This window comes from Xanthomonas protegens (assembly GCF_038442435.1).
Lineage (GTDB): Bacteria > Pseudomonadota > Gammaproteobacteria > Xanthomonadales > Xanthomonadaceae > Xanthomonas_A > Xanthomonas_A sontii.
Genome location: NZ_JAQJCQ010000006.1, coordinates 66,797 through 91,965 on the forward strand (window position 1 = coordinate 66,797; position 25,169 = coordinate 91,965).

25 protein-coding genes are annotated in these 25,169 nt (G+C 70.2%); 17 read left to right on the plus strand and 8 right to left on the minus strand.

Features of this window, described 5'->3' with window-relative positions:
* The first annotated feature begins 109 nt into the window (after positions 1-109).
* The 7 genes from glnA to PIQ37_RS08845 all read left to right on the plus strand — a co-directional run bounded on the left by glnA (position 110) and on the right by PIQ37_RS08845 (position 7,996).
* Positions 110-1,519: a type I glutamate--ammonia ligase gene (gene glnA / locus PIQ37_RS08815; protein ID WP_017908900.1), complete on the plus strand. Its 1,410-nt coding sequence runs from the start codon at positions 110-112 to the stop codon at positions 1,517-1,519.
* Positions 1,520-1,844: 325 nt separating this feature from the next.
* On the plus strand, positions 1,845-2,183 hold the full coding sequence (locus PIQ37_RS08820; protein ID WP_010341076.1) for a P-II family nitrogen regulator: 339 nt from the start codon (positions 1,845-1,847) through the stop codon (positions 2,181-2,183).
* A 19-nt stretch (positions 2,184-2,202) separates the two neighbouring features.
* Positions 2,203-3,642, plus strand: coding sequence for an ammonium transporter (gene amt / locus PIQ37_RS08825; protein ID WP_267085351.1), 1,440 nt, complete (start codon positions 2,203-2,205; stop codon positions 3,640-3,642).
* Positions 3,643-3,970: 328 nt separating this feature from the next.
* The gene (locus tag PIQ37_RS08830) at positions 3,971-5,008 is read left to right on the plus strand and encodes a two-component system sensor histidine kinase NtrB (RefSeq protein WP_342073179.1); all 1,038 of its coding nucleotides are present in this window, start codon (positions 3,971-3,973) and stop codon (positions 5,006-5,008) included.
* Positions 5,009-5,018: 10 nt separating this feature from the next.
* Positions 5,019-6,449, plus strand: a complete 1,431-nt coding sequence (gene ntrC, locus PIQ37_RS08835; protein ID WP_342073180.1) for a nitrogen regulation protein NR(I) — start codon at positions 5,019-5,021, stop codon at positions 6,447-6,449.
* A 253-nt stretch (positions 6,450-6,702) separates the two neighbouring features.
* Positions 6,703-7,278, plus strand: coding sequence for a superoxide dismutase family protein (locus tag PIQ37_RS08840; protein ID WP_342073181.1), 576 nt, complete (start codon positions 6,703-6,705; stop codon positions 7,276-7,278).
* A 79-nt stretch (positions 7,279-7,357) separates the two neighbouring features.
* Complete coding sequence (locus PIQ37_RS08845) at positions 7,358-7,996, plus strand: superoxide dismutase family protein (RefSeq protein ID WP_267087490.1); 639 nt, start codon at positions 7,358-7,360, stop codon at positions 7,994-7,996.
* A gap of 156 nt (positions 7,997-8,152) precedes the next feature.
* On the opposite strand, the gene PIQ37_RS08850 is transcribed toward PIQ37_RS08845, so the two are convergent.
* Positions 8,153-9,040, minus strand: coding sequence for a hypothetical protein (locus tag PIQ37_RS08850; protein WP_342073182.1), 888 nt, complete (start codon positions 9,038-9,040; stop codon positions 8,153-8,155).
* A 106-nt stretch (positions 9,041-9,146) separates the two neighbouring features.
* Between PIQ37_RS08850 and PIQ37_RS08855 the strand changes: the two genes are divergently transcribed.
* Both PIQ37_RS08855 and PIQ37_RS08860 read left to right on the plus strand, forming a co-directional pair.
* Positions 9,147-10,427, plus strand: a complete 1,281-nt coding sequence (locus tag PIQ37_RS08855) for an acetyl-CoA C-acetyltransferase (protein ID WP_342073183.1) — start codon at positions 9,147-9,149, stop codon at positions 10,425-10,427.
* A 168-nt stretch (positions 10,428-10,595) separates the two neighbouring features.
* Positions 10,596-11,165 (plus strand): hypothetical protein, encoded by a 570-nt coding sequence (locus tag PIQ37_RS08860; RefSeq protein ID WP_342073184.1) that lies wholly within the window; start codon positions 10,596-10,598, stop codon positions 11,163-11,165.
* 472 nt (positions 11,166-11,637) lie between these two features.
* Here the strand turns inward: PIQ37_RS08860 and PIQ37_RS08865 are convergent, their stop codons facing one another.
* From PIQ37_RS08865 to PIQ37_RS08875, 3 genes are all read right to left on the minus strand, one after another.
* Positions 11,638-12,906, minus strand: a complete 1,269-nt coding sequence (locus PIQ37_RS08865; RefSeq protein WP_342073185.1) for a heme biosynthesis HemY N-terminal domain-containing protein — start codon at positions 12,904-12,906, stop codon at positions 11,638-11,640.
* Complete coding sequence (locus PIQ37_RS08870; protein WP_019801780.1) at positions 12,903-13,883, minus strand: uroporphyrinogen-III C-methyltransferase; 981 nt, start codon at positions 13,881-13,883, stop codon at positions 12,903-12,905. Before PIQ37_RS08870 ends, PIQ37_RS08865 begins: the two co-directional genes overlap by 4 nt.
* Before the next feature lie 112 nt (positions 13,884-13,995).
* Complete coding sequence (locus tag PIQ37_RS08875) at positions 13,996-14,769, minus strand: uroporphyrinogen-III synthase (RefSeq protein ID WP_342073186.1); 774 nt, start codon at positions 14,767-14,769, stop codon at positions 13,996-13,998.
* A 42-nt stretch (positions 14,770-14,811) separates the two neighbouring features.
* Here PIQ37_RS08875 and PIQ37_RS08880 point away from each other — a divergent pair, with 42 nt between their 5' ends.
* The 5 genes from PIQ37_RS08880 to PIQ37_RS08900 all read left to right on the plus strand — a co-directional run bounded on the left by PIQ37_RS08880 (position 14,812) and on the right by PIQ37_RS08900 (position 17,887).
* Entirely contained in the window at positions 14,812-15,282 is a 471-nt protein-coding gene (locus PIQ37_RS08880) for a YiiD C-terminal domain-containing protein (RefSeq protein ID WP_342073187.1), read from the plus strand.
* 46 nt (positions 15,283-15,328) lie between these two features.
* A complete protein-coding gene (locus tag PIQ37_RS08885) occupies positions 15,329-15,748 on the plus strand; it encodes a hypothetical protein (RefSeq protein ID WP_026144149.1) in 420 nt (139 codons plus the stop codon).
* 53 nt (positions 15,749-15,801) lie between these two features.
* Positions 15,802-16,236: a rhodanese-like domain-containing protein gene (locus tag PIQ37_RS08890; RefSeq protein ID WP_017907746.1), complete on the plus strand. Its 435-nt coding sequence runs from the start codon at positions 15,802-15,804 to the stop codon at positions 16,234-16,236.
* Between the two features lie 88 nt (positions 16,237-16,324).
* The gene (secB, locus tag PIQ37_RS08895; protein ID WP_017907745.1) at positions 16,325-16,843 is read left to right on the plus strand and encodes a protein-export chaperone SecB; all 519 of its coding nucleotides are present in this window, start codon (positions 16,325-16,327) and stop codon (positions 16,841-16,843) included.
* An 18-nt stretch (positions 16,844-16,861) separates the two neighbouring features.
* A complete protein-coding gene (locus PIQ37_RS08900; protein ID WP_342073188.1) occupies positions 16,862-17,887 on the plus strand; it encodes an NAD(P)H-dependent glycerol-3-phosphate dehydrogenase in 1,026 nt (341 codons plus the stop codon).
* 176 nt (positions 17,888-18,063) lie between these two features.
* On the opposite strand, the gene PIQ37_RS08905 is transcribed toward PIQ37_RS08900, so the two are convergent.
* Together PIQ37_RS08905 and PIQ37_RS08910 are read right to left on the minus strand one after the other, a co-directional pair.
* Complete coding sequence (locus PIQ37_RS08905; RefSeq protein WP_019800298.1) at positions 18,064-18,636, minus strand: OmpO family porin; 573 nt, start codon at positions 18,634-18,636, stop codon at positions 18,064-18,066.
* Between the two features lie 258 nt (positions 18,637-18,894).
* A complete protein-coding gene (locus tag PIQ37_RS08910) occupies positions 18,895-19,437 on the minus strand; it encodes a TetR/AcrR family transcriptional regulator (protein WP_267115284.1) in 543 nt (180 codons plus the stop codon).
* Positions 19,438-19,584: 147 nt separating this feature from the next.
* On the opposite strand from PIQ37_RS08910, the gene PIQ37_RS08915 reads away from it, so the two are divergent.
* Positions 19,585-20,274 carry a DUF1349 domain-containing protein gene (locus tag PIQ37_RS08915; RefSeq protein ID WP_342073189.1) on the plus strand — a complete coding sequence of 230 codons (690 nt, stop codon included), beginning with the start codon at positions 19,585-19,587 and terminating at the stop codon, positions 20,272-20,274.
* A gap of 87 nt (positions 20,275-20,361) precedes the next feature.
* Here PIQ37_RS08915 and PIQ37_RS08920 read toward each other — a convergent pair whose 3' ends face one another.
* Positions 20,362-20,841: a tRNA (cytidine(34)-2'-O)-methyltransferase gene (locus tag PIQ37_RS08920; protein ID WP_017907740.1), complete on the minus strand. Its 480-nt coding sequence runs from the start codon at positions 20,839-20,841 to the stop codon at positions 20,362-20,364.
* 41 nt (positions 20,842-20,882) lie between these two features.
* Positions 20,883-21,359, minus strand: coding sequence for a hypothetical protein (locus PIQ37_RS08925; protein WP_342073190.1), 477 nt, complete (start codon positions 21,357-21,359; stop codon positions 20,883-20,885).
* Between the two features lie 414 nt (positions 21,360-21,773).
* On the opposite strand from PIQ37_RS08925, the gene PIQ37_RS08930 reads away from it, so the two are divergent.
* Positions 21,774-24,650: a M16 family metallopeptidase gene (locus PIQ37_RS08930; protein WP_342073191.1), complete on the plus strand. Its 2,877-nt coding sequence runs from the start codon at positions 21,774-21,776 to the stop codon at positions 24,648-24,650.
* Positions 24,651-24,775: 125 nt separating this feature from the next.
* Complete coding sequence (locus tag PIQ37_RS08935) at positions 24,776-25,093, plus strand: DUF4156 domain-containing protein (protein WP_017907737.1); 318 nt, start codon at positions 24,776-24,778, stop codon at positions 25,091-25,093.
* Positions 25,094-25,169: the final 76 nt, after the last annotated feature.

Below are 25,169 nucleotides of genomic sequence, written 5' to 3' on the forward strand. Positions count from 1 at the left end.
ATCCTTCGCGTGCACGCTTCAGCAGAATCAAGGGCTTGTGAGTGCCACACGCTTGGCATGGCGATTGCTGATACTCGCCCACGCCCTTCACAACCCGAGGTTGCATCGAATGTCTGCGGAAACTATTGAGAAGCTGGTCAAGGACAACAAGATCGAGTTCGTCGACCTGCGCTTCGTCGACATGCGCGGCGTGCAGCAGCACGTCACCTTCCCGGTCAGCATCATCGAGCCGGCGCTGTTCGAGGAAGGCAAGATGTTCGACGGCAGCTCGATCGCCGGCTGGAAGGGCATCAACGAGTCGGACATGGTCCTGCTGCCCGACGCCGACACCGCCTTCGTCGATCCGTTCATGGCCGATCCGACCCTGGTGCTGACCTGCGACATTCTCGATCCGGCCACCATGCAGAGCTACGGCCGCGACCCGCGCGGCGTGGCCAAGCGCGCCGAGGCCTACCTGAAGTCCAGCGGCATCGCCGACCAGGCGTTCTTCGGCCCGGAGCCGGAATTCTTCATCTTCGACGGCGTGCGTTTCGGCAACGAGATGGGCCACACCTTCTTCAAGATCGATTCGGAAGAAGCGGCCTGGAGCAGCGGCAGCAAGATCGAAGGCGGCAACAGCGGCTACCGTCCGGCGGTCAAGGGCGGCTACTTCCCGGTACCGCCGACCGACTCGCTGCAGGACCTGCGCGCCGAGATGTGCAAGACCCTGGAGCAGGTCGGCATCGAAGTCGAAGTGCACCACCACGAAGTGGCCACCGCCGGCCAGTGCGAGATCGGCACCAAGTTCAACTCGCTGGTGAAGAAGGCCGACGAGCTGATGATGATGAAGTACATCATCAAGAACGTCGCCTACCGCAACGGCAAGACCGCGACCTTCATGCCCAAGCCGATCGTCGGCGACAACGGCTCGGGCATGCACGTGCACCAGTCGCTGGCCAAGGGCGGCACCAACCTGTTCTCCGGCGACGGCTACGGCGGCCTGTCGCAGATGGCGCTGTGGTACATCGGCGGCATCTTCAAGCACGCCAAGGCGATCAACGCCTTCACCAACTCCGGCACCAACAGCTACAAGCGTCTGGTCCCGGGCTTCGAGGCGCCGGTGATGCTGGCCTACTCGGCACGCAACCGCTCGGCCTCGTGCCGCATTCCGTGGGTGTCCAACCCGAAGGCGCGCCGCATCGAGATCCGCTTCCCGGATCCGCTGCAGTCCGGCTACCTGACCTTCGCCGCGCTGATGATGGCCGGCCTGGACGGCATCAAGAACCAGATCGACCCGGGCGCGCCCAGCGACAAGGATCTGTACGACCTGCCGCCGGAAGAGGAGAAGCAGATCCCGCAGGTGTGCTCCAGCCTCGACCAGGCGCTGGAAGCGCTGGACGCCGACCGCGAGTTCCTCAAGGCCGGCGGCGTGTTCACCGACGACTTCATCGACGGCTACATCGCGCTGAAGATGCAGGAAGTGACCAAGTTCCGCGCGGCCACGCACCCGCTGGAATACCAGCTGTACTACGCCAACTGAGTTCCACGCGCGGCGATGGCGAAGGCTTCCCCTCCCTCCTTCGCCATCGCCGCCACCTGCCCGGCTGGGGAGCCGCGCAGGTGGTCCGCGCCCACCATCGCGTCATCGAGTGTCCAGGGGATGGACCGCGCAACAGAGCGCTTGCGTGCCGTGGGCCACGTTCCCTCCCACGTCGCCGTCGCCGCCGCACCTTGGGTGCGGTGGGCCACGGCGTGATCCACGGAACGCATCGCGCAGCAGCACCCGCGCCGTTCGCGGCGCGGTCGATGGGCCCAGTGCCGGTCGGCCTTCGGCGGCCGGTTCCTTCCACCAACGGGGTATGCGCATGAAACTGATCACCGCCATCATCCGGCCATTCAAGCTCGACGAGGTCCGCGAGGCCTTGTCGCAGGCTGGGGTGTCCGGCATCACCGTCACCGAGGTCAAGGGCTTCGGTCGGCAGAAGGGCCACACCGAGTTGTATCGCGGTGCCGAGTACGTCGTCGACTTCCTGCCCAAGATCAAGATCGAGACCGTGGTGACCGACGAGCGTCTGGACGCCGTGGTCGAGGCGATCCAGGGCGCGGCCGGCACCGGCAAGATCGGCGACGGCAAGATCTTCGTCACCGCCATCGAGCAGGTCGTCCGCATCCGTACCGGCGAAATCGGCGCCGATGCGCTCTAACCCCACCTTGGAGCCCTTCATGAAGACAGGTCTGTTCGCCGGGTGGAAGGCCCGGTTCTACGCGGTATGCATGCTGATGCTGGTCAGCGCGATGGCGGTCGGCATCCCCGGCAAGGCGTTCGCCCAGGCCGAAACCACCCCGGCGCCGACGCCGGACGTGGTCACCGAACAACTGACGCCACCGCCCGCACCGGCCGCCGCGCCGGCCGCGGCCACGCCGGCGCCGGTGGTGGACAAGGGCGACGTCGCCTGGATGCTCACCTCCACGCTGCTGGTGCTGCTGATGGTGGTGCCCGGCCTGGCGCTGTTCTATGGCGGCATGGTCCGCGCCAAGAACGTGCTGTCGGTGCTGATCCAGGTCGGCGTGGTGTTCTCGCTGATCGCGGTGCTGTGGGTGGTGTACGGCTACAGCCTGGCGTTCGCCGACGGCGGGCCGTTCATCGGCACGCTGCACAAGGCGCTGCTGGCGGGCGTCGACACCACCACGCTGGCCGACACCTTCTCCAAGGGCTTCAAGCTGCCGGAGTACGTGTTCGTCGCCTTCCAGCTGACCTTCGCCGGCATCACCGGTGCGCTGATCGTCGGCGCCTTCGCCGAGCGGGTGAAGTTCGCCGCGGTGCTGCTGTTCGTGGTCATCTGGTTCACCTTCGGCTACCTGCCGCTGGCGCACATGGTGTGGTCGGCCCCCGGCTTCCTGTTCGGCAAGGGCGCGCTGGACTTCGCCGGCGGCACCGTGGTCCACATCAACGCCGGCGTGGCCGGTCTGGTCGGTTCGTACTTCGTCGGCAAGCGCCTGGGCTTCGGCCACACCGCGCTGAAGCCGCACAACGTGACCCTGACCTTCGTCGGCGCCTCGCTGCTGTGGGTGGGCTGGTTCGGCTTCAACGCCGGCTCGGCGCTGGAAGCCAACGCCACCGCCGCACTGGCCTTCCTCAACACCCTGCTGGCCACCGCCGCGGCGGTGCTGGCCTGGTCGCTGACGGAGAAGGTGATCAAGGGCAAGTCCTCGGCGCTGGGCGTGGCCTCGGGCATGGTCGCCGGCCTGGTCGGCATCACCCCGGCCGCCGGCACCGTGGGGCCGTTCGGTGCCATCGCCATCGGCGTGGCCGCCGGCGTGATCTGCGTGTGGGGCGTGACCGGGCTGAAGAAGCTGCTCAATGCCGACGACACCCTGGACGTGTTCGGCGTGCACGGCGTCGGCGGCATCGTCGGTGCGATCCTCACCGGCGTGTTCACCGACAAGGCGCTGGGCGGCATGGGCTACGCCGAGGGCGTGACCATGGGCCACCAGGTGCTGGTGCAGGCCGAAGGCGTGCTGATCACCGTCGGCTGGATCGGCGTGGTCTCGGTGGTCGGCTTCCTGATCGCCAAGCTGGTGATCGGCCTGCGCGTGCCGGAAGACGCCGAGCGCGAGGGTCTGGACATCACCTCGCATGGCGAATCGGCCTACGAGTCCTGAGCTTCGCCGGCCCGCGACGGCGGTCGCGGGCCTTGTCGCAGTACGTGGGTCCGGCACTGGTGGCCGGTCCACGCGACCGCGGCCTTCGCCGGCGCTTCCTGGGGGGAAGCGCCGGCCATTCTCAAAAGATCGAGGTATTCCGCGTGGCCATTCGCCTCGCCACACCCCCGGCTTTCCGCAAGATTCCTGGTTGCGTCGTGATGCAGGGCCGGGTGGCACCGCCCACTGGTTGGCAGGCGGCCGCGCGCCGCGCCATCCGCAAGGGCAGGGGCCGCGCCATGCGCCGCTCGCCCGTGCCGCCCGCCTGGCTTTGCACTACATTGGTGCAATGGCCATGAACACCACGCCGCCCCCTCTTTCCGCCCTTGGCACCCCGGTGGTCTGGGCCGATACCGACGGCCGCCTGCGCGGCGCCAATCCCGCTTTCGCGCGCTGGCTCGGGGTCAGCGTGCGGCGCCTGCTCGACCAGCCGCTGGCCTCGCTGGAAGTGCAGGGCGATGCCCTCGCACGGTTCCTGCGCAACGACGAGCGCGACGTGCTGCGCCTGCACCGCATGGCCCTGGCCGTGCCCGGCGAGCCGCCGCGCTTCGCCGAGGGCTGGCTGTCGCGGCTGGACGACGGCGGCTGGCTGCTGGAAGCGCACCCGGTCGACGAGTTCCCCACGCTGGACCCGGCGCAGGCCCTGCCGAACGCGCTCAGCGCGGCGCTCAAGGGCCTGGCCCACGAACTGCGCAATCCGCTGGCCGGGCTCAAGGGCGCCGCGCAGCTGCTGGCGCGCCGCGCCCAGCACCGCGACGAGGACGAGCGCGAACTGATCGAGCTGATCGGCGCCGAGATCGAGCGCCTCAACAGCCTGCTTGACCAGTTGCTGTCGCCGGCGCCGGCGCGCCCGCACGCCATGCTCAACATCCACGCGGTGCTGGAGCGGGTGCTGCGCCTGGCCGAGAACGAAGGCGGCTGGTCGGTGCGCCTGCAGCGCGATTACGACCCCAGCATTCCCGAATTCCTCGGCGATGCCGACCGCCTCACCCAGGCGGTGTGGAACCTGGTGCGCAACGCGATCCAGGCCGGCGCCGCGCAGGTCACCTTGCGCACCCGCGTCGAGCACGGCCAGCGCATCCGCGATCGCGTGCACGCGCGCGGCCTGCGCCTGGAGATCGTCGACGACGGCCGCGGCGTGCCCGAGGAACTGGCCGAGCACCTGTTCCTGCCGCTGGTCAGCGGCCGCGCCGAAGGCAGCGGCCTGGGCCTGGCGCTGGCCCAGCAGGTGGCGCGCGAGCATGCCGGCTCGCTGACCTACCGCTCCCGCCCCGGCCACACCGTGTTCACCCTGCTGCTGCCGCAGCGCGCAGCGGACACCGATTAGGAGCACTGCGATGACCGACTCCCTGCAAGGAACGCAACGTATCTGGGTGGTCGACGACGACCGTTCGGTGCGCTTCGTGCTGTCCACCGCGCTGCGCGACGCCGGCTACAGCGTCGATGGCTTCGACAGCGCCGCCGCCGCGCTGCAGGCGCTGGCGCAGCGGCCCATGCCCGACCTGCTGTTCACCGACGTGCGCATGCCCGGCGACGACGGCCTGGTGTTGCTGGACAAGCTCAAGGCCGCGCACCCGCAACTGCCGGTGATCGTGATGTCGGCCTACACCGACGTGGCCAGCACCGCCGGCGCGTTCCGTGGCGGCGCCCATGAATTCCTGTCCAAGCCGTTCGACCTGGACGACGCGGTGGCGCTGGCCGCGCGCGCGCTCCCGGATGCCGGCAGCGCCATCGCCGCGGTGCCGGCGGCGGCGCCGGCCGGGCAGGGCAGCACCGAACTGATCGGCGACACCCCGGCGATGCGCGCGCTGTTCCGTGCCATCGGCCGGCTGGCGCAGGCGCCGCTGTCGGTGCTGATCAACGGCGAGACCGGCACCGGCAAGGAACTGGTCGCGCACGCGCTGCACACCGAGTCGCCGCGCGCGCGCAAACCGTTCGTCGCGCTCAACACCGCGGCCATCCCGGCCGAACTGCTGGAGAGCGAACTGTTCGGCCACGAGGCCGGCGCCTTCACCGGGGCGCAGCGCCGCCACATCGGCCGCTTCGAGCAGGCCGACGGCGGCACCCTGTTCCTGGACGAAATCGGCGACATGCCGCTGCCGCTGCAGACCCGGCTGCTGCGCGTGCTGGCCGAGAACGAGTTCTTCCGCGTCGGCGGGCGCGAACTGATCCGGGTCGACGTGCGGGTCATCGCCGCCACCCACCAGGACCTGGAAGCGCTGGTCGAACAGGGCCGCTTCCGCGCCGACCTGCTGCACCGCCTGGACGTGGTGCGGCTGCAGTTGCCGCCGCTGCGCGAACGCCGCGCCGACGTGCCGCAACTGGCCGAGAACTTCCTGGCGATGGCCGCGCGCAAGCTCGACACCCCACCCAAGCGGCTGGCGCCGGCGGCGCTGGACGCGCTGCGTGCCTATCCGTGGCCGGGCAACGTGCGCGAACTGGAGAACGTGTGCTGGCGCCTGGCCGCGCTGGCGCCGGCGGAGATCATCGATGCCGGCGATGTCGAGGCCGCCCTGCTGCGTGGCGGCCGCCGCGAGCGCAGCGGCGACGGCGGCGAATGGGACGCGCAGCTGTCGGCCTGGGCGCAGCAGCGCCTGTCCGACGGTGCCGAGGGCCTGCATGCCGAGGCCCGCGAACGCTTCGACAAGGCGTTGCTGGAAGTGGCGTTGCGCTTCACCCAGGGCCGCCGCGCCGAAGCCGCCGCCCGCCTGGGCGTGGGCCGCAACACCGTCACCCGCAAGCTGGGGCCTGGGCGGCGGCGGCGCTGAGGGGCGGGATTGGGCATTCGGGATTGGGGATTGGCAACGGCGATTCCGTGCGCGGGCGGGTGTCGCCCGCTGCATGGGACGCGTGCTGCGGCATGGCGGCAGAGGCCATCGCACCGAATCGCGTGGCGCTAAGCTCCTGCGAATCCCCAATCCCCAATCCCCAATCCCGCCCGATTAGACTGCGCCCCGTGCGCCTTCATGGGGTCTGCACGGCCGCCCCTCTAGTTTCGCCCTGCCACAGGAGTCGATGTCGATGCGTTATGGATTGCCCCTCGCCGCGAGTGCCTTGTTGATGCTGGCCGCGTGCAGCAGCGCGCCGCCCAAGGCCCCGCCGCCGCCGCCCAAGGCGCCGCCGCTGCCCAGCGCCGGCACCGTGCAGCAGGCGCAGGCCGTGCTGGCGCCGGCCTCCGGCAGCCTGGTCAGCGGCAAGCTGTCGCTGGTCGCCTCCCCCGGTGGCGTGCGCATCACCGGCACCCTCGGTGGCCTGCAGCCCAACCACAGCTTTGCCTTCCACGTGCACGAGCGCGGCGATTGCAGCGCGGCCGATGCCAGCAGCGCCGGTGGCCACTTCAATCCGCTCGGCGCGCCGCACGGCCGCGCCGGCAACGGCCCGCACCACGCCGGCGACATGGACAACCTCAACGCCACGGCAGACGGCACCGCGCAGATCGACGTGCTGCTGCACGGCGTGGTGCTTGGCGGCGGCGCGGCCAACGACATCGTCGGCCGCGCCCTGGTCGCGCATGCCGATCCGGACGACTACCACAGCCAGCCGGCCGGCAACGCCGGCGCACGCGTGGCCTGCGGCGTGATCCGCCCGCTGCGCTGACCTCGCATCGCTACTTCCGCCCGGGTCCGCCTGGGAGGTCCGTCCGCATTCCGCGGCTCTGCAACGAAGGAGAACCCCCGTGCGTCGTACCCTTCCCAGTCTGCTGTTCCTGGCCACCACCCTGGCGCTGAGCGCCTGCAAGCGCGAAGAACCCGCCACCACCCCGGCGGCGACCCCCGAACCCGCCGCGGCGCCGGCCGCGAGCGCACCGCCGGCCGCGACCAACGCCACCGGCAGCGCCAGCGCCGCGCTCAGCCCGACCCAGGGCAACGAAGTGGCCGGCGAGGTCAAGTTCACCACCGTCGACGGCGCGGTGCACGTCACCGGCACCATCACCGGGCTCAAGCCCAACAGCGAGCACGGCTTCCACATCCATGAGTTCGGCGATTGCAGCGCGCCCGACGGCAGCAGCGCCGGCGGCCACTTCAACCCGGCCAAGACCGAGCACGGCCAGGTCGGCAGCGATCCGCACCACGGCGGCGACATGCCCAACCTCAAGGCCGACGCCGAGGGCAAGGCGACCATCGATGCGGCGGTGTCCAACAACGTCAACATCGGCAAGGGCGACGGCTTCGACATCCTCAACCACGCGGTGATCGTCCACGCCGACCCGGACGACTACAAGAGCCAGCCCACCGGCAACGCCGGCGGCCGCTTGGCCTGCGGCGTGATCAAGGGCGACGCGGCGGCTGCGCCGGCTGCGGCCGGTAGCCACTAAGCGCTTCGCGGCGCTGGCGACGGCAGTGATGCCGTCGCCGGTGTCGTATACCGGTGTATCCAGGATGCAGTGACGCGCTGCGGACGCAGTTGCGATCCCAGGATCGGGATTGTCCCAGCAATGACGCACCGCGACTTGCGCGACGCGTCTCGCCGCTCAGGCCGCCAGCAACGCCTGCTTCGCGTCCTGCCCGCTCTCGCAGTGCACGTACAGCACCGGCAGGCCGTGGGCCTCAAGCACCGCGGCCAGTTGCCGCTGGCGCGCCAGGTATTGCTCGTAGACTCGCTGCAGGCGCTCGCAGTCCTGGCGGTCGTACGCATAGTGCGCGCACCAGCTGGCCGGATCGAACAAGGCCATGCGCACCTCGCCGCCGCGGTAGCGCAGCAGCGGCTCGGGCGGGGCCTGCAGCCATTCTTCCTGGTCCGGCGCCAGCAACGCGGTCTCGATCAGCGGCCACAGCGGTGCCAGACCCTGGTTGTCGTACTGCATCGACATCATCGCCGCCAGGTCGTGGCCGGTCAGGTAGCGGGCGTGCTCGATCTCCGCGCCAAACCCCTGCTGCGCGAGCAGCGCGGTATCGGCCTGGGCCATGCCCTGCGCCAGCAACACGTCCTCCAGCGCCTCGGCCACGGCCTGCACGGTGTCGGCCGGGCCGCTGAGCAGGAACGGCACCACCCGCAACGCGCCGCCGCGCAGGCCGGCGTCTGCCTGGAACGGCAGCGGCACGCTGCCGTCGGCATCGGTGCCGAAGGCCAGCAGCCGCGGGCCGTCGTGACGGCCGGGCGCGCGGGCAGCGAGTTCCTCCAGGCGCCGGTGCAGCGGCCAGCCCGGACGCAGGGCTTCGGCCGGATCGAAGTGCGCGCCGGCCAGGCTCAGTTCCAGCTCGCGCACCGCCGGCACCAGCTGTGCCAGGTCGCGGCCGACCTTTTCGGCCAGCTCGGCGGCCTGCGCGTGCGGCAGCGCCGGATGCGCCGGTTCGCGCCCGGAGGACAGTTCCAGGGCGATGACCCCGTGGGCGTGGCGAGTGGCGAAGGCTTGGGTCATGGGGATTGGCGGTTGGCCCGTCGCGGGCGCATAGCTACACTCGCTTCATTATGCCTGCGCTAACGTGCAGGCCATGTCCCCGACTCCCCTCGCGCGAGGTAATCCCATGCCAGCAGCCCGTCCCGTCGCCATTCTCGGCGGCGTCCGCATTCCGTTTTGCCGGCAGAACACGGCGTATGCGGATGTCGGGAATCTCGGCATGTCGGTGCGCACGCTGGGCGCGCTGGTCGAGCGTTACGGGCTGCACGGGCAGCAACTGGGCGAAGTGGCGATGGGCGCGGTGATCAAGCATTCCAGCGACTGGAACCTCGGCCGCGAGGCCGCGCTGTCCTCCGGGCTGTCGCCGCTGACCCCCGGCATCACCCTGCAGCGCGCCTGCGGCACCAGCCTGGACAGCATCATCACCGTGGCCAACAAGATCGCGCTGGGGCAGATCGAGTCGGGCATCGGCGGCGGCTCGGACACCACCTCCGAGGTGCCGATCGTCTACGGGAAGAAGCTGCGCGCGCGGCTGCTGGCGGCCAACCGCGCCAAGAGCACCGGCGACAAGCTGCGCGCGCTGACCCGCGGCTTCAAGTTCGCCGAACTCAAGCCCGAGTTCCCGGGCGTGGCCGAGCCGCGCACCGGCAAGAGCATGGGCGACCACTGCGAGGACATGGCCAAGCAGTGGAACATCTCGCGCGATTCGCAGGACGCCTGGGCGGTGTCTTCGCACCACAAGCTGGCCACCGCCTACGAGCGCGGCTTTTTCGCCGACCTGATCGCGCCGTTCCGCGGCGTGGAGCGCGACAACATCCTGCGCGCGGATACCTCCCTGGAGAAGCTGGCGACGCTGAAGCCGGCGTTCGACAAGGTCAGCGGCCGCGGCACCCTGACCGCGGCCAACTCGACCCCGCTGACCGATGGCGCCGCGGCCGTGTTGCTGGCCTCGGAAGAATGGGCGCAGGCGCATGGCCACGTGCCGATGGCCTACCTGCGCGATGCGCAGGTGTCGGCGGTGGATTTCGTGCACGGCGAAGGCCTGCTGATGGCGCCGACCGTGGCCGTCCCGGAGATGCTCAAGCGCCACGGCCTGCGCCTGCAGGACTTCGACATCTACGAGATCCACGAGGCCTTTGCCGCGCAGGTGCTGTGCACGCTGCGCGCCTGGGAGAGCGAGGACTACTGCCGCACCCGGCTGGGCCTGGAGGCGCCGCTGGGGCAGATCGATCCGGCCAAGATCAACCCGGTGGGCTCGTCGCTGGCCACCGGCCATCCGTTCGCCGCGACCGGCGCACGCATCGTCGCCACCGTCGCCAAGCAACTGGTCGAACGCGGCGGCGGCCGCGCGCTGATCTCGATCTGCACCGCCGGCGGCATGGGCGTGGTGGCGATCGTCGAACGCTGACCCCCCGGCCGGCGCGTGCCGGCATCCCCACGGGACGCGCCGGCGCGCCATCCGCCGGTCCTTGCACGTTGGCGCCGCCGGCGCTTACTGCGCTGCATCCGTCGCGCTACCATGCCCGCCGATTCGCCTGCGCCACGCGGGCGACACGGCGCGCAGGGGGCGCAGGCCATGACCGAGCAGGGCAGTTTCAATCCGTACCAGGCGCCCAGCGTCGCCAGCCCGTCCAGCCTGCCGCCGCCGGTGCCGGGCGAGACGTTGTGGCGCGATGGCACGGAGTTGCTGTGCCTGCGCGATGCGCCGTTCCCGCCGCACTGCGTGAAGTGCGGGGCGGCGCTGCGCAACGACGAACTCAAGAAGCGCACCTTCTACTGGCACGCGCCGGGCTGGTACGCGCTGATCCTGGTGAGCATCCTGGTCTATGCGATCGCGGCGCTGGTCGCGCGCAAGCGCAGCAGCCATATGCTCGGGATGTGCGCGGCGCATCGGCGTCGGCGCAACCGGTACATCGTGTTGATCGCCGGTGCCTTCCTGGTTGGTCCCCTGCTGGGATTCGCCGTCGGCGGCGAGAGCGGGTTCTGGCTGGGAGGTGCCGTGTTCCTGGTGATGATGATCTGGGGCATGTTCGGCGCGCGCATCCTGGTGCCGCGGCGCATGGACGAGCGCTACGCGCGCTACAAGGGCCTGGCACCCGCGTTCCTGGCGCGCCTGCCGGCGCTGCCGCCGGCCTTGCGGCGCTGAGCGGCCGGACGCGGGCGGTCTGCCGGCGCCCGCGGATGCTGTACGGCGACGTCGGTGCGGATGCTTGAGGCGCGGGTGGCATGGTCACGCGACGTTAGTCCTAACCCTGACGCGCTACCGGGATCTCGCCCTCGCGCGTCGGTCTCGGCGCGAGACGGCCGTGCTGCCGTGTTTGGTGACAGCCATGAGGCGCTTTCGCCACGGATCAGCGTGATGCGGCGTCGTCTGGTAGGCGTGGCTTTGGGAAGAGCCGGAAGCGTCCTGTAGGAGCGGCTTCAGCCGCGACGCGCTTCACCGGGAACGCCCGTCGCGGCTGAAGCCGCTCCTACAAGCACACCAACTGCTGTTCGATTGAGGAGAAGCAGTTTATTGGCGCTGTCTTTTCGCTACGACGGGCATTACCGAACAGGCGCGTCGTGGCTGATCCCGAAAGAGGACCAAGAGCCGCTCCTGCCCCGCGTGCTTACCGGACTCAACCCTCCAGCCGCGGGAAGCCATGGTCGTCGCGGCGTTCCGTGCTGTCCGGCGCCGGCGCGATCGGGGGTACCGGCGCGACCGGCTCGGGCAGCGGCTGGGCGAGCTCGCCGCGCTGCACGCGCAGCGCATTGGCGTAGCAGCGCTGCGCCGCGAGCATGTCGCCGGCGTCGGCATAGCCGTCGCCGAACACTTCCCAGGCCTCGGCGCCGGCACCCAGCGCCAGCGCGCGGTGCAGGAATTCCTCCGCCTGCGGCCACTGCTGCTGGCGGCTGGCCAGGCGCGCCAGGGTCAGCAACAGCGCCGGGCTGTCCGGATGCGCCTGCAGCCAGCGCTGCGCGCTGGCGCGGCGCGAATCGTACTTCTCCACCGGCAGGCGTCCGTACAGCGCGGCCAGGCCTTCGTCCCAGCGCGTGTCCAGCGCCTGTTCCAGGCTGCGCAGCGCCGCATCGTCCCAGCGCAGGGCGGCCGCGCGCACCGCGTAGGCGGCGACCACCGCCGGCTCGCTGCGCAGCGATTTGGGCAGGCTCTCCCAGCGCTCGGCCAGGGCATTGGCATCGGCGGCCTGGTCCAGCGAGGCCGCGGCCAGGCGCGTTTCCAGCGTCGCGATCGCCTCCAGCGGCAACGCCTGCTGCTGGCGGATCGCGCCGAGCTGTCCGTAGGCCTCGCCGGCACGACCGATGCGGGTCAGCGCCTCGGTGCGCAGCAACAGCCCACGCGGCGGCAGCGGCTGCGCCGCGGCCACGTCCAGCGCATTGATCGCATCGACCGGGCGTTGCTGCTCCAGATGCAGTTCGGCCAGCAGCAACGCATGCGCGGCGGCATCGCGTTCGGCCAGGCGCCGCAGGTGGCGCTCGGTCGCCTCGCGGTCGCCGCGCGCATCGGCTGCGCGCACCGCGGCGATCAGGGCGATGGCGCTGACCTCGGGGTCTTCGGCGGCGGCGTTGAGTTGCTTCTCGGCCCGCGTCCACTGGCCGGCGTGGGCGGCGGCCAGACCGTCGAGCAGGCGCGCGCGCGACTGCTTGCGGCGGCGCCGGCCCCAGGCACGGAACGGGAAACTGAGCACGTTCCACACCAGCCACAGCGCCAGGAACGCGATCACCAGCAGCAGCGAGGCCTGCGGCAGCGAGGCGATGTAGTCGGTGCCGCCGACGCGCACGATCACCTCGCCGAGCTGGCGCACCTGGTCCTGCCCCAGCCATTGCGCACCGATCACGCCCAGCGCGATGACGATCAACAGCACGATCAGGGAACGGAGGGATTTCATGACGGGCTCCTTGCGTCGCGCATCGCGCGCAACTGTTGCAGGGTGGTTCCGAGTTCGGGAATGGTCGGGCGCAGATCGGCATTGGCCAGGGTGCGCAGCGCGGCGCGGCGTTCACGCAGCTGCGGCGACTCCGGCCACAGCCGCGACAGCCAGCGCCCGGCGCCGGCCAGGGCGCTGCGATAGCCACGCGTGTCACCGCGTTCCAGCGCCGCGCGCGCCAGGGTCAGGTCGAGCTGCAGCGCGTCGTGGGCCGAGACCCGCTCGGAACTGGCGACCAACACACCGCCCTGCGAGGGCCGGATCTTCACCAGCGGCGCCAGCAGGCGCTGCCACAGCGGCTGTTGCGCGTTCTCCGGCAATTGCGTCGGCAGGGTGGCGAGGCTGGCGGCAAAGGCATCCAGTTGCGCGGCCAGGCGTGCCTGCGGTCCGTCGCCCAGCGCGTCCAGCGCAGTGCGTTCCTGCAGCAGCGCCTGGCGCAGGTTGAGGAATTGCGGATCGTCGATGCCGTCCAGCACACCACTGGCCAGCGCGTAGGCACGCCGCGCGCCGGCCGCATCGCCGGCCAGCAGCAGCCGCTGCTGGCCCTGGTTGAGCAGCAGTTCGACCTCGTCCAGGCGCAACGCCTGCGCGCCGTGGCGGTTGGAATCGGCGAGCTTGGCGACATTGGCCTCCAGCAGTGCGCTGCGCTGGCTCAGGCCGAGCATCTCGTCGCGCAGCACACGGTTGGTGCTGGCCGCGTCCTGCAGCCGCTGCGCGGTGGCGCGCTGGTCGCGGCGCAGGCTGTCCTGGGCCTGCTGCAAGGCCTGCAGTTGCTGCTGCAGGTCCGACTGCTGGGCCAGTTCGCGCGCGCTGCGCGCCTGCCACCAATCCCAGCCACGCCAGCCGGCGAACGCCAGCGCGGCCAGCGTGGCGAGCACCAGCAGCAACCAGATCCAGCGTGTGGAACGGCGAGGCGTGATCGGGATTTCGTCGGTCATCGGCAGCGTCCTGGGGGCCGTCGCCCGTCGCGAGCAAGGCGGCGGTCGGCGCGGCACCGCCGGAGCATGGCGTGAGCGGCACTGCGGCCGCAAGCCGGGCGGCGGTCCGCGTTCAGCGAGGTGGCGAGCGCGTTACGATCGCGACCGCTGCGGCGACCAACTGCTGCGGCATCGGCCCGGCCGCCTGCGCGACGTCGACGAAGCCCAGGTCCGCGGCAAGGGTGGCCAGGCGTGCGCTGGCTGCGACGACCGGACGCGTGCGCCAAGCCTGCGCCAGTTCTTCCGGCAATTGTGCCAGCAGCTGTTGCAGGGCCTCGCCGCTGCTCAGCGCCAGCACGCCGGGCGGCGCCGCACGCAGGCGGGCCAGGTCGGCCGCACGCAGTCGTACCGGTTCGCGCACGTACACGTCGGCGCGCAGCAGCGGGGTGCCGCGCGCCTGCAGGTGCGCGGCGATCAGGCCGCGGCCGCCGGGGGCGGTGATCAGTCCCACCGGCAGGTCGTGCGCGGCCAGTTCCGGCAGCGCCAGCAGGCCGTCGCTGTCCATCCGCGCCGGCGTCGCCACTTCGGTGATGCCGTGCTGGCGCAAGGCGCGCGCCGTGCCTGCGCCCACCGCCAGCCAGCGCTGGCCGGGCTGTGCCGCCAGCGGCTGCAGCGCCGCGGCGGCGCGCACCGCCGCCGGGCTGCTGACGATGACCCGCGGCGCGTCCAGCGCCGCGGCCAGGGCCGCGCGGGTGGCGGGATCGGCGCGCGGCCGCAGCCGCCAAGGCGATACCGCCAGCACCCGTGCGCCGCAGCGCGCCGCGGCCCGCCGCAGCGGCGCGTGCTCGCCCTGCGGGCGCAGCGAGATCAGGGTCCAGGCCGGGGCGGCGGTTGCATGCGCGCTCATGCCAGGCATTATGCGAGCCCCCACCGGCAGCACAATCGCATCATGGCAGCGGATCTTTCCTTCGAGGCGTTCCTGCAGCAGTTGCAGCGGCAGTTCCAGGCCATGCCGCCGGTGGCGGCGCTGCAGGTCGCCGTGCACGAGTATGCCGAGCAGCGCCTGCAACTGGTCGCACCGCTGGCGGCCAACATCAACGACAAGGGCAACGCCTTCGGCGGCAGCCTGGGCTCGGTGATGACCCTGGCCGGCTGGGGGCTGGTCAACTGCGAGCTGCACCGCGCCGGCCTGCAGGCCGACGTCTACGTCGCCGACAGCCAGGTGCGCTACCTGGCGCCGCTGTACGCCGATCTGCACGCCCAGGCCAATGCCGATGCGGAGGCCGACTGGGGGGTGTTCGTGAATACCTTCCGCCAGCGCGGCCGCGCCCGCATCGGCATCCAGGCCCAGGTCGGCGCGCCCGGCGCGGCGGCGGCGGCGACCCTGAGCGGTCGCTTCGTGGCCATCGCCAAGGGGTAGGATGCGCGGATCGCGCGCCCCGCGCGCCGCCACCTGGACGCTGCCCATGCCTTCGATGTTCCGCGCGCTCGCGCTGCTGTTGCTGCTGGGCTGGACCGGCGCGGCCGTGGCCGGCAGCCGCGCGCAACAGCGCAAGCTCGACGATCTGCAGACCGCCTACGCCGCGGCAGTCCGCTGGAGCGAGTTCGAGACCGCCTGGCAGGTGGTCGACCCGGCCTACCGCCAGGCGCATCCGCTGACCGACCTGCAACTGGAGCGCTACCGGCAGATCCAGGTCTCCTCCTACAAGGTCGGCGGCGGCGCGGTCGGCGACGGCGAGGCGCTGCGCGAGATCGAACTGGGCGTGATCAACCGCAATACCCAGGCCGAGCGCATCGTCCGCTACCGCGAGCGTTGGCGCTGGGACCCCGAGGCCAAGACCTGGTGGCTGCAGGACGGCCTGCCGGACCTGTGGAACGGCCAGTAGCGCGGTCGCCGAGCTGTGCGACAATCGGCGCCCGCTTCCAGCCCCCGAGTCCCGTGAACTTCGAAGAACTGCTGGCCTTCGCCGGCCGCAACCCGATGCTGGCCCTGGCCCTGGTGGGCCTGACCATCGCCCTGATCGTCACCGAAGTGGCGCGCCTGTTCCGTGGCTACAAGAGCCTGCGGCCGGCCGAGCTGACCCGCCTGATCAACGCCGGCAATGCGGTGGTGGTCGACCTGTCGGCTTCGGCCGATTTCGAGAAGGGGCACATCGCCGGCAGCCGCAATGCCACCGCCAGCCAGTTCGGCCCCGAGCACAAGCTGGTGGCCAACGCCAAGGCGCAGCCGGTGGTGCTGGTCTGCCGCACCGGCACCACCGCCGACGGCGCCGCCAAGCAGTTGAAGAAGGCCGGCTTCGAGCAGGTCTACGTGCTCGAGGGCGGTATCGCCGCCTGGCAGCAGGCCGAGCTGCCGCTGGTCAAGGGCCGCTGAGACACTGCGTCCGGCCCGACCTCGAGGGTCGCGGCCGGCGTGTGATAATCCCGTTTCTCTCTGTTACCGAATCCACCGGAGTCAAGCAATGTCCGACCTCACCAACAACGGCGCCGCGGCGCCGGCCGACGCCGCGGCCGGTCCCGCTTTCACCATCGAGAAGATCTACGTCAAGGACGTGTCCTTCGAGTCCCCCAACGCGCCGTCGGTATTCAACGACAACGCGCAGCCGGAACTGCAGCTCAACCTCAACCAGCGCGTGCAGCAGCTGAACGAGCAGGCCTTCGAAGTCGTGCTGGCCGTGACCCTGACCTGCACCGCCGGCGGCAAGACCGCCTACGTGGCCGAAGTGCAGCAGGCCGGCGTGTTCGGCCTGGTCGGCCTGGACCCGCAGGCGGTGGACGTGCTGCTCGGCACCCAGTGCCCGAGCATCCTGTTCCCGTACGTGCGCTCGCTGGTCAGCGACCTGATCCAGGCCGGCGGCTTCCCGCCGTTCTTCCTGCAGCCGATCAACTTCGAGGCCCTGTACGCTGAGACCCTGCGCCAGCGCGCGCAGCAGGGCGAGGGCCAGTCGCTGGCCGATTCGGAGCCGGCCGGCAACGCCTGAGCGCGTTCGCCGTTGCGCATGCGCGATAACGCCAAGAAGAAGATCGCCGTCCTCGGCGCCGGCTCCTGGGGCACGGCGCTGGCGTCGCTGACCGCACGGCACGGGTATCCGACCGTGCTGTGGGGTCGCGATGCCGTGGTCGCCGAGGCCATCGGGCAGCGCCACGAAAACCCGCGCTACCTGCCCGGGATCGCGTTGCCTGAGGGCCTGCAGGCCACCACCGACCTGGCGGAGGCCATCGATGGCGCCGACTGGATCCTGGTGGTGGTGCCGTCGCATGCGTTCACCGAAACCCTGCGCCAGCTCGCGCCGCTGCGCCCGACGCAGGCCGGCGTGGCCTGGGCGACCAAGGGTTTCGAGCCCGGGTCGGGGCGTTTCCTGCATGAAGTGGCGCAGGAGATCCTCGGCGAGGACGTACCGCTGGCGGTCGTGACCGGTCCGTCCTTCGCCAAGGAAGTGGCCCTGGACCTGCCGACCGCGGTGACCGTGCACGGCGATGCCGCGTTCGCGCAGCAGGTCGCTGGCGCCATGCACGGCCCGACCTTCCGCGCCTATACCGGCGACGACATGGTCGGTGCCGAGCTGGGCGGGGCGATGAAGAACGTGCTGGCGGTGGCCACCGGTGTGGCCGATGGCATGGAACTGGGCCTCAACGCCCGTGCCGGCCTGATCACCCGCGGCCTCAACGAGATGCTGCGGCTGGCTGCGGCGATCGGCGCCAAGCCGGAAACCCTGATGGGGTTGGCCGGACTCGGCGACCTGGTGCTCACCTGTACCGGCGACCTCTCGCGCAACCGTCGGCTGGGCCTGGCGCTGGGCCGTGGGCAACCGCTGCAGGAGGCGGTGCGTGCGATCGGTCAGGTGGTCGAGTCGGTGCAGACCGCCGACGAGGTGATGCGCCAGGCCGAGCGCCACGGCATCGATCTGCCGATCTCCAACGCGGTGCGCGCGGTCCTGCATGGCGAGCTGACCCCGGCGGTCGGCCTGCAGCAGTTGCTGGCGCGCGAACAGAAGCCCGAGTACCCGACCACCCTGTTCAGTTGATCCGGCCACTGCCGGACACGGAAGCGCCCGGCTTGGCCGGGCGTTTTTGTGTCTGCACATCCGTGGGCCAGCGACGAACCGGATCGGCAGGCAAAAAAAAGCCCGGTCGTGGGACCGGGCTTTCCGAACCGCGCGCGGCGGGAGAGAGAGACGACGCGCGCGGCGCTAGGCAGCGCTTACCAGCTGAAGCGCGGGCCGACGAACCATTCCTTGTCGCCGTGGCGGTCCATCTTCAGGTCGGCGCTCAGGCCCCAGTTCTGGTTCAGCTTGGCCTGGGCGCCCAGACGGCCGTAGAAGGTGCCTTCCGGGTTGACGCCGTCCTTCTTCAGGTAGTCCTCGTAACCACCCAGGGCATAGACTTCCAGGTACGGGTTGAACGCGGTGCGGATACCCGCTTCGGCGCTCCAGCCGTTGAACTTGGTGCCGTATTCCGGGGCGAAACGGTTGTAGGCCACGCGGGTCACCAGGTCGGTGCTGGTCGCGATCTCGTGGTTGTAGCCGGCGCCGACGCGCCACTGGTCGACGCGCACGTCGCCGAAGTCGGTCTTCTGGCGGTTGAAGTCGCCGAACACGCTGAAGTTCGGGTGGAACGCGTAGGAACCCTTGACCGCCCAGCCGTCGGCATCGCCGCCGCTGGCGTCGGTCTTGACGTAGCCGGCTTCGGCATAGTTGTAGGAAAGGCCTTCGGCAGCCGAAGCGGCGAACGGCAGGGTGGCCAGGAGGCCGAGAGCAAGCAGAGAGGTCTTCATAATCGGGTACCTTCGTTATTGGTTTGTCGGCGCTGAGGCGTGGGGCCGTTCGCTGCCGATATGTAAATTATCCGTTATTGACCCGAACTCGCCCTGAATCCCAAACCGACTAGTCCATAAATTAAACGCCCTGTTCAGGCGCTCGCGATGCATTGTTGTGATGCGCGCCGTTGCATTTCAGGCAACCGGGAATTTCAGGACTGTCAGCGCAGGTGGCGATGCCCACCGCGTGCGAGCGGCACGCTACAGCGCGGCAAGCTACAGCGCGGCAAGCGTCTCGATCGCCGCGCGCACGCGCTGCCTGTCCATGGGCACCACCGAGCGGTGGATCGTCGCGCCTTCGATGAAGGCGTCGATGGCGGCGGATGCGGCGACGGAGAACTGTGTTTCCAGGGCGGCCCGGCTCCTGGCCATCCACTGCTGCATGATCGCGGTCATCTCCGGATGCCGGCGGGCGAACGCGTACAGTTCGTAGCTCAGCAGCAACACCCGCGGGGACGCCGTGCCCTCGGCGAAGATGATGTTCACCACCGCCTCGCAGGCCTGGTCGCGGTTCTGCGCGGTGCGGATTTCGGCGGCGAAGTCGGCGGACACCTCCTGGGAAAATCGGGTGAACGCGGCGACCAGCAGGTCGTGCATCGAGCCGAAATAGTAGGTGGTGGCGCTGAGCGGAACGCCGGCTGCCTCGGCGACCTTGCGGAAGGTGGTGCCGGTGACGCCATGGTCCAGGATCACCCGCAAGGTGGCCTGCTCGATCGCTTCCTTCCGGTGCGGATCCTGGCGCCAGGTCCTGCCGCTCATGTGTCCAACGCTGTTTTCGACGGAGGCCGATGATCGCAGTTCGCGGTTGACACCTCAATTGGTACGAATGTACAAATTCGCCAATGAGGTCGACGAAGGCCATCGCCGCGATGGCGCCTCCGAAACAGCGACGTGAGGAGCAGTGCGATGGCGAATTGCGGGGAGCAGGACGTGGATATCGGTCGTCGGGCGACCCTGGGCGGACTCGCCGCCGGCAGCGTCGTGCTGGCGACCGGTGCGCGCGCGGCGGCAGCGTCCGGCTGGGAGGCGGGCACCTGGCTCAACGCGCCCAAGGTCCATCGGATCCTGCCGGGCGGCGTGCTCGAGGTCGTCACCGACAAGGGCAGCGATTTCTGGCGCGAAACCCATTACGGGTTCACCCGCGACAGTGGGCATTTCCTCGGCATCGCCGCACCCGCGCGCTTCACCTGCCAATTGCGCGTGCGCGGCAAGTTCGAGCAGCTCTACGATCAGGCCGGCCTCATGGTGCGGGTCGACGAGCGCCGCTGGGTGAAGGCCGGGATCGAGCTGAGCGACGGCCGGCCGATGCTCAGCAGCGTGTTGACCGACGGCCGTTCGGACTGGGCCACCGGCCCGTACGAAGCGGACGCGTCGGATTTCTGGATGCGTGCCACCGTGGACAAGGGCGTGCTGCGCCTGCAAGTGTCGCGCGACGGGAAATCCTGGCCGCTGGTGCGGTTGTGCCCGTTCCCGGTCGCGTCCTCCTACCTCGTCGGCCCGATGACGTGCACGCCGGAACGGGAAGGATTGAAGGTCCGCTTCTCCGACTGGAGCCTGGGGCCGGTGCTGGGCAAGGACCTGCACGATCTGTCCTGACGCCTGCGGTGCCGCAGCGCATGCTGCGTCAGCGATGCAGCGATAGAACATTGCACGGCGCGTTGCCAGGCGACGCGCGCCATACGCTCAGTCGGCGCCGGGAAAGCCCAGTTGCCGCCACGCCTCGAACACCACCACCGCGACCGCGTTGGACAGGTTGAGGCTGCGGTTGTGCGGCTGCATCGGCAGGCGCAGGCGCTGCGCGTCGGGCACTTGCTCCAGCACCGTGTCCGGCAGGCCGCGGGTTTCCGGACCGAACAGGAAGGCGTCGCCGTCGGCGAAGGCGGGCGTGTCGTAGCGGGTGCTGCTGCGGGTGCTGAGGGCGAACAGGCGGCGCGGGGCGATGGCCTGCAGGGCCGCATCCAGCGACGCATGGACCTGCAATCGTGCGTACTCGTGATAGTCCAGGCCGGCGCGCTTGAGCTGACGGTCGCCGAGGTCGAAGCCCAGCGGCTCGATCAGGTGCAGTTGCGCGCCGGTGTTGGCGCAGAGACGGATGACGTTGCCCGTGTTGGGCGGAATTTCGGGCTGGTACAGCAGAACGTGCAGCGTTGGGGTGGCGATCATCGGCGCAGTGTACGCGCCGGCGCGGAGGCCTTGGTGCCGATTCAGCGCACCAGGCCGACCGCCAGGTCCTGGCCCAGCTTTTGCAGGCTCGGCTGCAGCTGCAGCATCGCGGTGTCCAGCGTCTCGCCGACCACGTCGCCGATCGCCAGCATGCTGCCCATGTCCGCATCCGGACGCACCTGCACGGTGGCCAGGGTCACCACGTGCTGGCTGGCGGCCTGCTCCTGGTTGCGCTCGGCGAGCTGCTCGGCCGAGGGCCGCACCTGCACCGCCGCCAGGGTGGCGATGCGGCTGGACAGTTCGGCGTCGCGCTGGGCGATCTGCTCGGCGGAGGGGCGCACCTGCACGGCCGCCAGGGTGGCGATGTCGCTGGCCTGTTCGATGCTGCGCTGGGCGATCTGCTCGGCGGAAGGGCGCACCTGCACCGCATCCAGGGTGGTGATCTGCGTGGCGGCGAAGGACGGCGCGGCAAACAGGGCGGCGATGGCGGCGGTCAGGAGCAGGGCGGTGGTCTTCATGGCGGGCCTCGTTGGTGTTGTTGATCAGTGGTGTGGTAGTAATGTAGTACACCTAATCAGGGGCTGCAAGAACTTTTTTGCTTCCGGTTATTTTATTAAGCTCTCATTCACTTAATGCCGGTGGCTCTTGCGCTCGAGGATGTGTAAGCAGGCGGCGTGCCAATCTTAAGTTGCTGTATTTGCTGGTGAATTTTCCGGGGCAACGTGTCCGCAGGCGGACACCCGGGCGCTCGCGTACGCCGGACGCGGACACCGCGGCGCCGTCCGCGGCGGCAGCCGACCCGCTGACGGGTCGGGTGTGACGCCGTTGCAGAAGGACGTCAGCGACAACGGCGGACTGCGCGCCGTGCGGTACGCCCGGTACGATCGGCGTTCACCGGCTGTTTCACTCGCCCCAAGGAAGAAGGAATCCGCATGACCGTCTCGACCCGCCCGCGTGGCGCCCTGCTGGCCGTCGCCCTGTCCGTCGCGCTCGGCGCATTGAGCTACGCGCCGCCTTCGACGGCGGCCAGGCCTGCCGCCGCCGCGTCGGTGGATATCGCCTACGAGCAATTCACCCTGCCCAATGGGTTGCGGGTGGTGGTGCACACCGATCGCAAGGCGCCGATCGTGGCGGTCAACCTCTGGTACCACGTCGGCGCCAAGGACGAGCCGGCCGGGCGCACCGGGTTTGCGCATCTGTTCGAACACCTGATGTTCCAGGGCAGCGAGAACCACCACGGCGAGTTCTTCGAGCCGTTCAAGCAGGTCGGCGTCACCGACCAGAACGGCACCACCAACAGCGACCGCACCAATTACTTCGAGAACGTGCCGACCACTGCGCTGGACATGGCGCTGTGGATGGAGTCGGACCGCATGGGCCACCTGCTCGGCGCCATCGACCAGGCCGCGCTGGACGAGCAGCGTGGGGTGGTGCAGAACGAGAAGCGCCAGGGCGAAAACCAGCCGTACGGTCAGGCCTGGAGCCGGCTGAGTCGCGCGCTGTACCCGGCCGGCCACCCGTACCACCACACCGTCATCGGCTCGATGAACGACCTCAACGCGGCCTCGCTGGCCGACGTGAAGCAATGGTTCCGCACCTGGTACGGTCCCAACAACGCGGTGCTGGTGCTGGCCGGCGACATCGACGTGGCCACGGCCAAGGAGAAGGTGACGCGCTACTTCGGCGACATTCCGGCCGGCCCGAGCATGGCCCAGCCCAAGGTCGACGTGGCCCAGCGCAGCCAGTCCACCCGCGAGACCATGACCGACAAGGTGCCGCAGACGCGGATCTACCGTGTCTGGAACGTGGCGCAGACCGGCACCGAGGACGTCGACCGTCTGCAACTGCTGGCGCAGGTACTGGGCGGCGCCACCTCCTCGCGGCTGGACCGGCGCCTGGTCCACCAGGACAAGCTGGTGGATATGGTCAGCGCCTCGGTCTGGCCGTCGCAGCTCGGCTCCGGCTTCGGCATCATCGCCATGGTCAAGCAGGGCGTGGACCCCGCCAGGGTCGAGGCGGCGATCGACGAGGAACTGCGCCGGCTGCTGGACAAGGGGCCGGACAAGGCCGAACTGGCGCGCGCCAAGACCGCCTTCCGCGCCGGCTTCATCCGTGGCGTCGAGCGCATCGGCGGCTTCGGCGGCAAGGCCGACGTGCTGGCCGAGTGCGCGGTGTACACCGGCGACCCCGGCTGCTTCCGTACCTCGCTGGCGACCATCGCCGACACCCGTCCGCGCGATCTCACCGCCGTCGGCCGCAAGTGGCTGGGCAAGGGCGACTACACGCTGCTGGTGCAGCCGGGCGAACGCGTGGCGCAGGCCGAGGAGCCGACGGTGCAACCGGCGCCGCTGAATCCGCCGCCGGTCGATCCCAAGTACCGCACCCTGCCCAGCGTGGTGGACCGCAGCGCCGGCCCGCCCAAGACCACCCAGTTTCCGAAACTGACGTTCCCGACGTTGCAGCGCGCGACGCTGAAGAACGGCACCACGGTGATCCTGGCCGAACGCCACGAGGTGCCGGTGGTGCAGTTCAGCTACGAGTTCCAGGGCGGCTACAGCGCCGACCAGGGGCGCAAGCCGGGGACGGCCAACTTCACCATGGGCATGCTCGACGATGGCGCCGGCGAGCGCGATGCGCTGGCGTTCGCCGATGCGGCCGAGGCATTGGGGGCGTCGCTGGCGGCTGGCGCTGCGCTGGACGGCAGCAATGCCTACCTGTCGGCGCTGAAGGAGAACCTGGCGCCGTCGCTGGCGCTGTACGCGGACATGCTGCGGCGCCCGCGCTTCGCGCCGAACGAGATCGAACGGGTCCGCGCCAGCTGGATCGCCAGCATCCGTCAGGAGAAGGCGCAGCCCAACGGCGTGGCGATGCGGGTGCTGCCGCCGCTGCTGTACGGCGTCGGCCATCCCTACGCGATGCCGTTCAGCGGCATCGGCACCGAGGCGGCGATCGCGGCCCTGCAGCGCGAGGATCTGGTCGACTTCCACCGCGACTGGGTGCGCCCGGAGCACGCCACCCTGATCGTGGTCGGCGACACCACCCTGGCCGAGATCGTGCCGCTGCTGGACGCGCAGTTCGGCGACTGGAAGGGCGAAGGGACGGCGCCGTCGGTGCCGGTCCCGGCCCGCGTGGCGCGGCCGGCCAAGCCACGCGTGTACCTGATCGATCAGCCCGGCGCGGTGCAGGCCAACCTGTTCGCCTCGGAACTGGTGCCGCCGACCACCGATCCGGCGACGGTCCGCTTCGACATCGCCAATGGCGTGATCGGCGGCGACTTCACCTCGCGCCTGAACATGAACCTGCGCGAGAACAAGCATTGGTCCTACGGCGCGCGCAGCGGCGCGGCCAGCGCCCTCGGCCAGCGGCCGTGGACCGCCTCGGCCCCGGTGCAGATCGACAAGACCGCCCCGGCGCTGCAGGAGATGTACAAGGAGATCAGCGCCTTCGCGAGCGGCAAGGCGCCGCCGACGGCGGAGGAGGTGGCGCGCATCCGCAACATCCAGACCCTGAGCCTGCCGGGCGCCTACGAGACCGCCAGCGCGGTGATGGGCGCGATCGGCGGCATCGTCCGCTACGGCCGCCCCGATGATTACGTGTTCAAGCGCAAGGCCGAGATCGAGGCGATGACCCCGGCGCAGGTGCGCGAGGCGGCGTCGATGCTCGACCCGAACACCTTGACCTGGGTGGTGGTGGGCGACCTCAAGCAGATCGAGGCGCCGGTGCGCGCGCTGAAGCTGGGCGAGGTCACCGTGATCGATGCCGACGGGGTGCCGCAGGGCGGGGCGGCGGCGGCCCCGGCGCCGCGCTGAGTGTGGCAGGCGCGCGTCGGCGAGGGCCGGCGCGCGCTGCCTGCCGGTGCCGGCGGGCCGACGGTGTCATGGCCGATTCAGCGTTTTGCGGCACAATCCGGCTTCACCTGCCAACGGGCCCGTCCATGCGTCTACCGATCGCCTTCGTCCTGCTCGCCACGCTCGCCGGCTGCACCTGGGTGCCGATGGCGCCGGAAGGCAAAGGGGTGCGGGTCCTGCCGCCCGGTCAGGCCGCCAGCGGCTGCGAGAAGCGCGGCGAGGTGGTGGTGTCGGTGAAGAGCAGCGTCGGCTTCTACCAGCGCAACCCGCTGCGGGTGCGCGAGGAGCTGGAGACCCTGGCGCGCAACGAGGCGCCCGGCGTGGGCGCCAACACCGTGCAGGCGATGGGCGACCCGGTCGACGGCGACCAGCGCTTCACCGCCTACCAGTGCGGCGGCCGCTGAACCGCTCAGACCATACGCTTTGCGGGGATTTGTTAAAGATGCGGTAAAACGGTGTAACCGCTAGAATTGGCGCCCC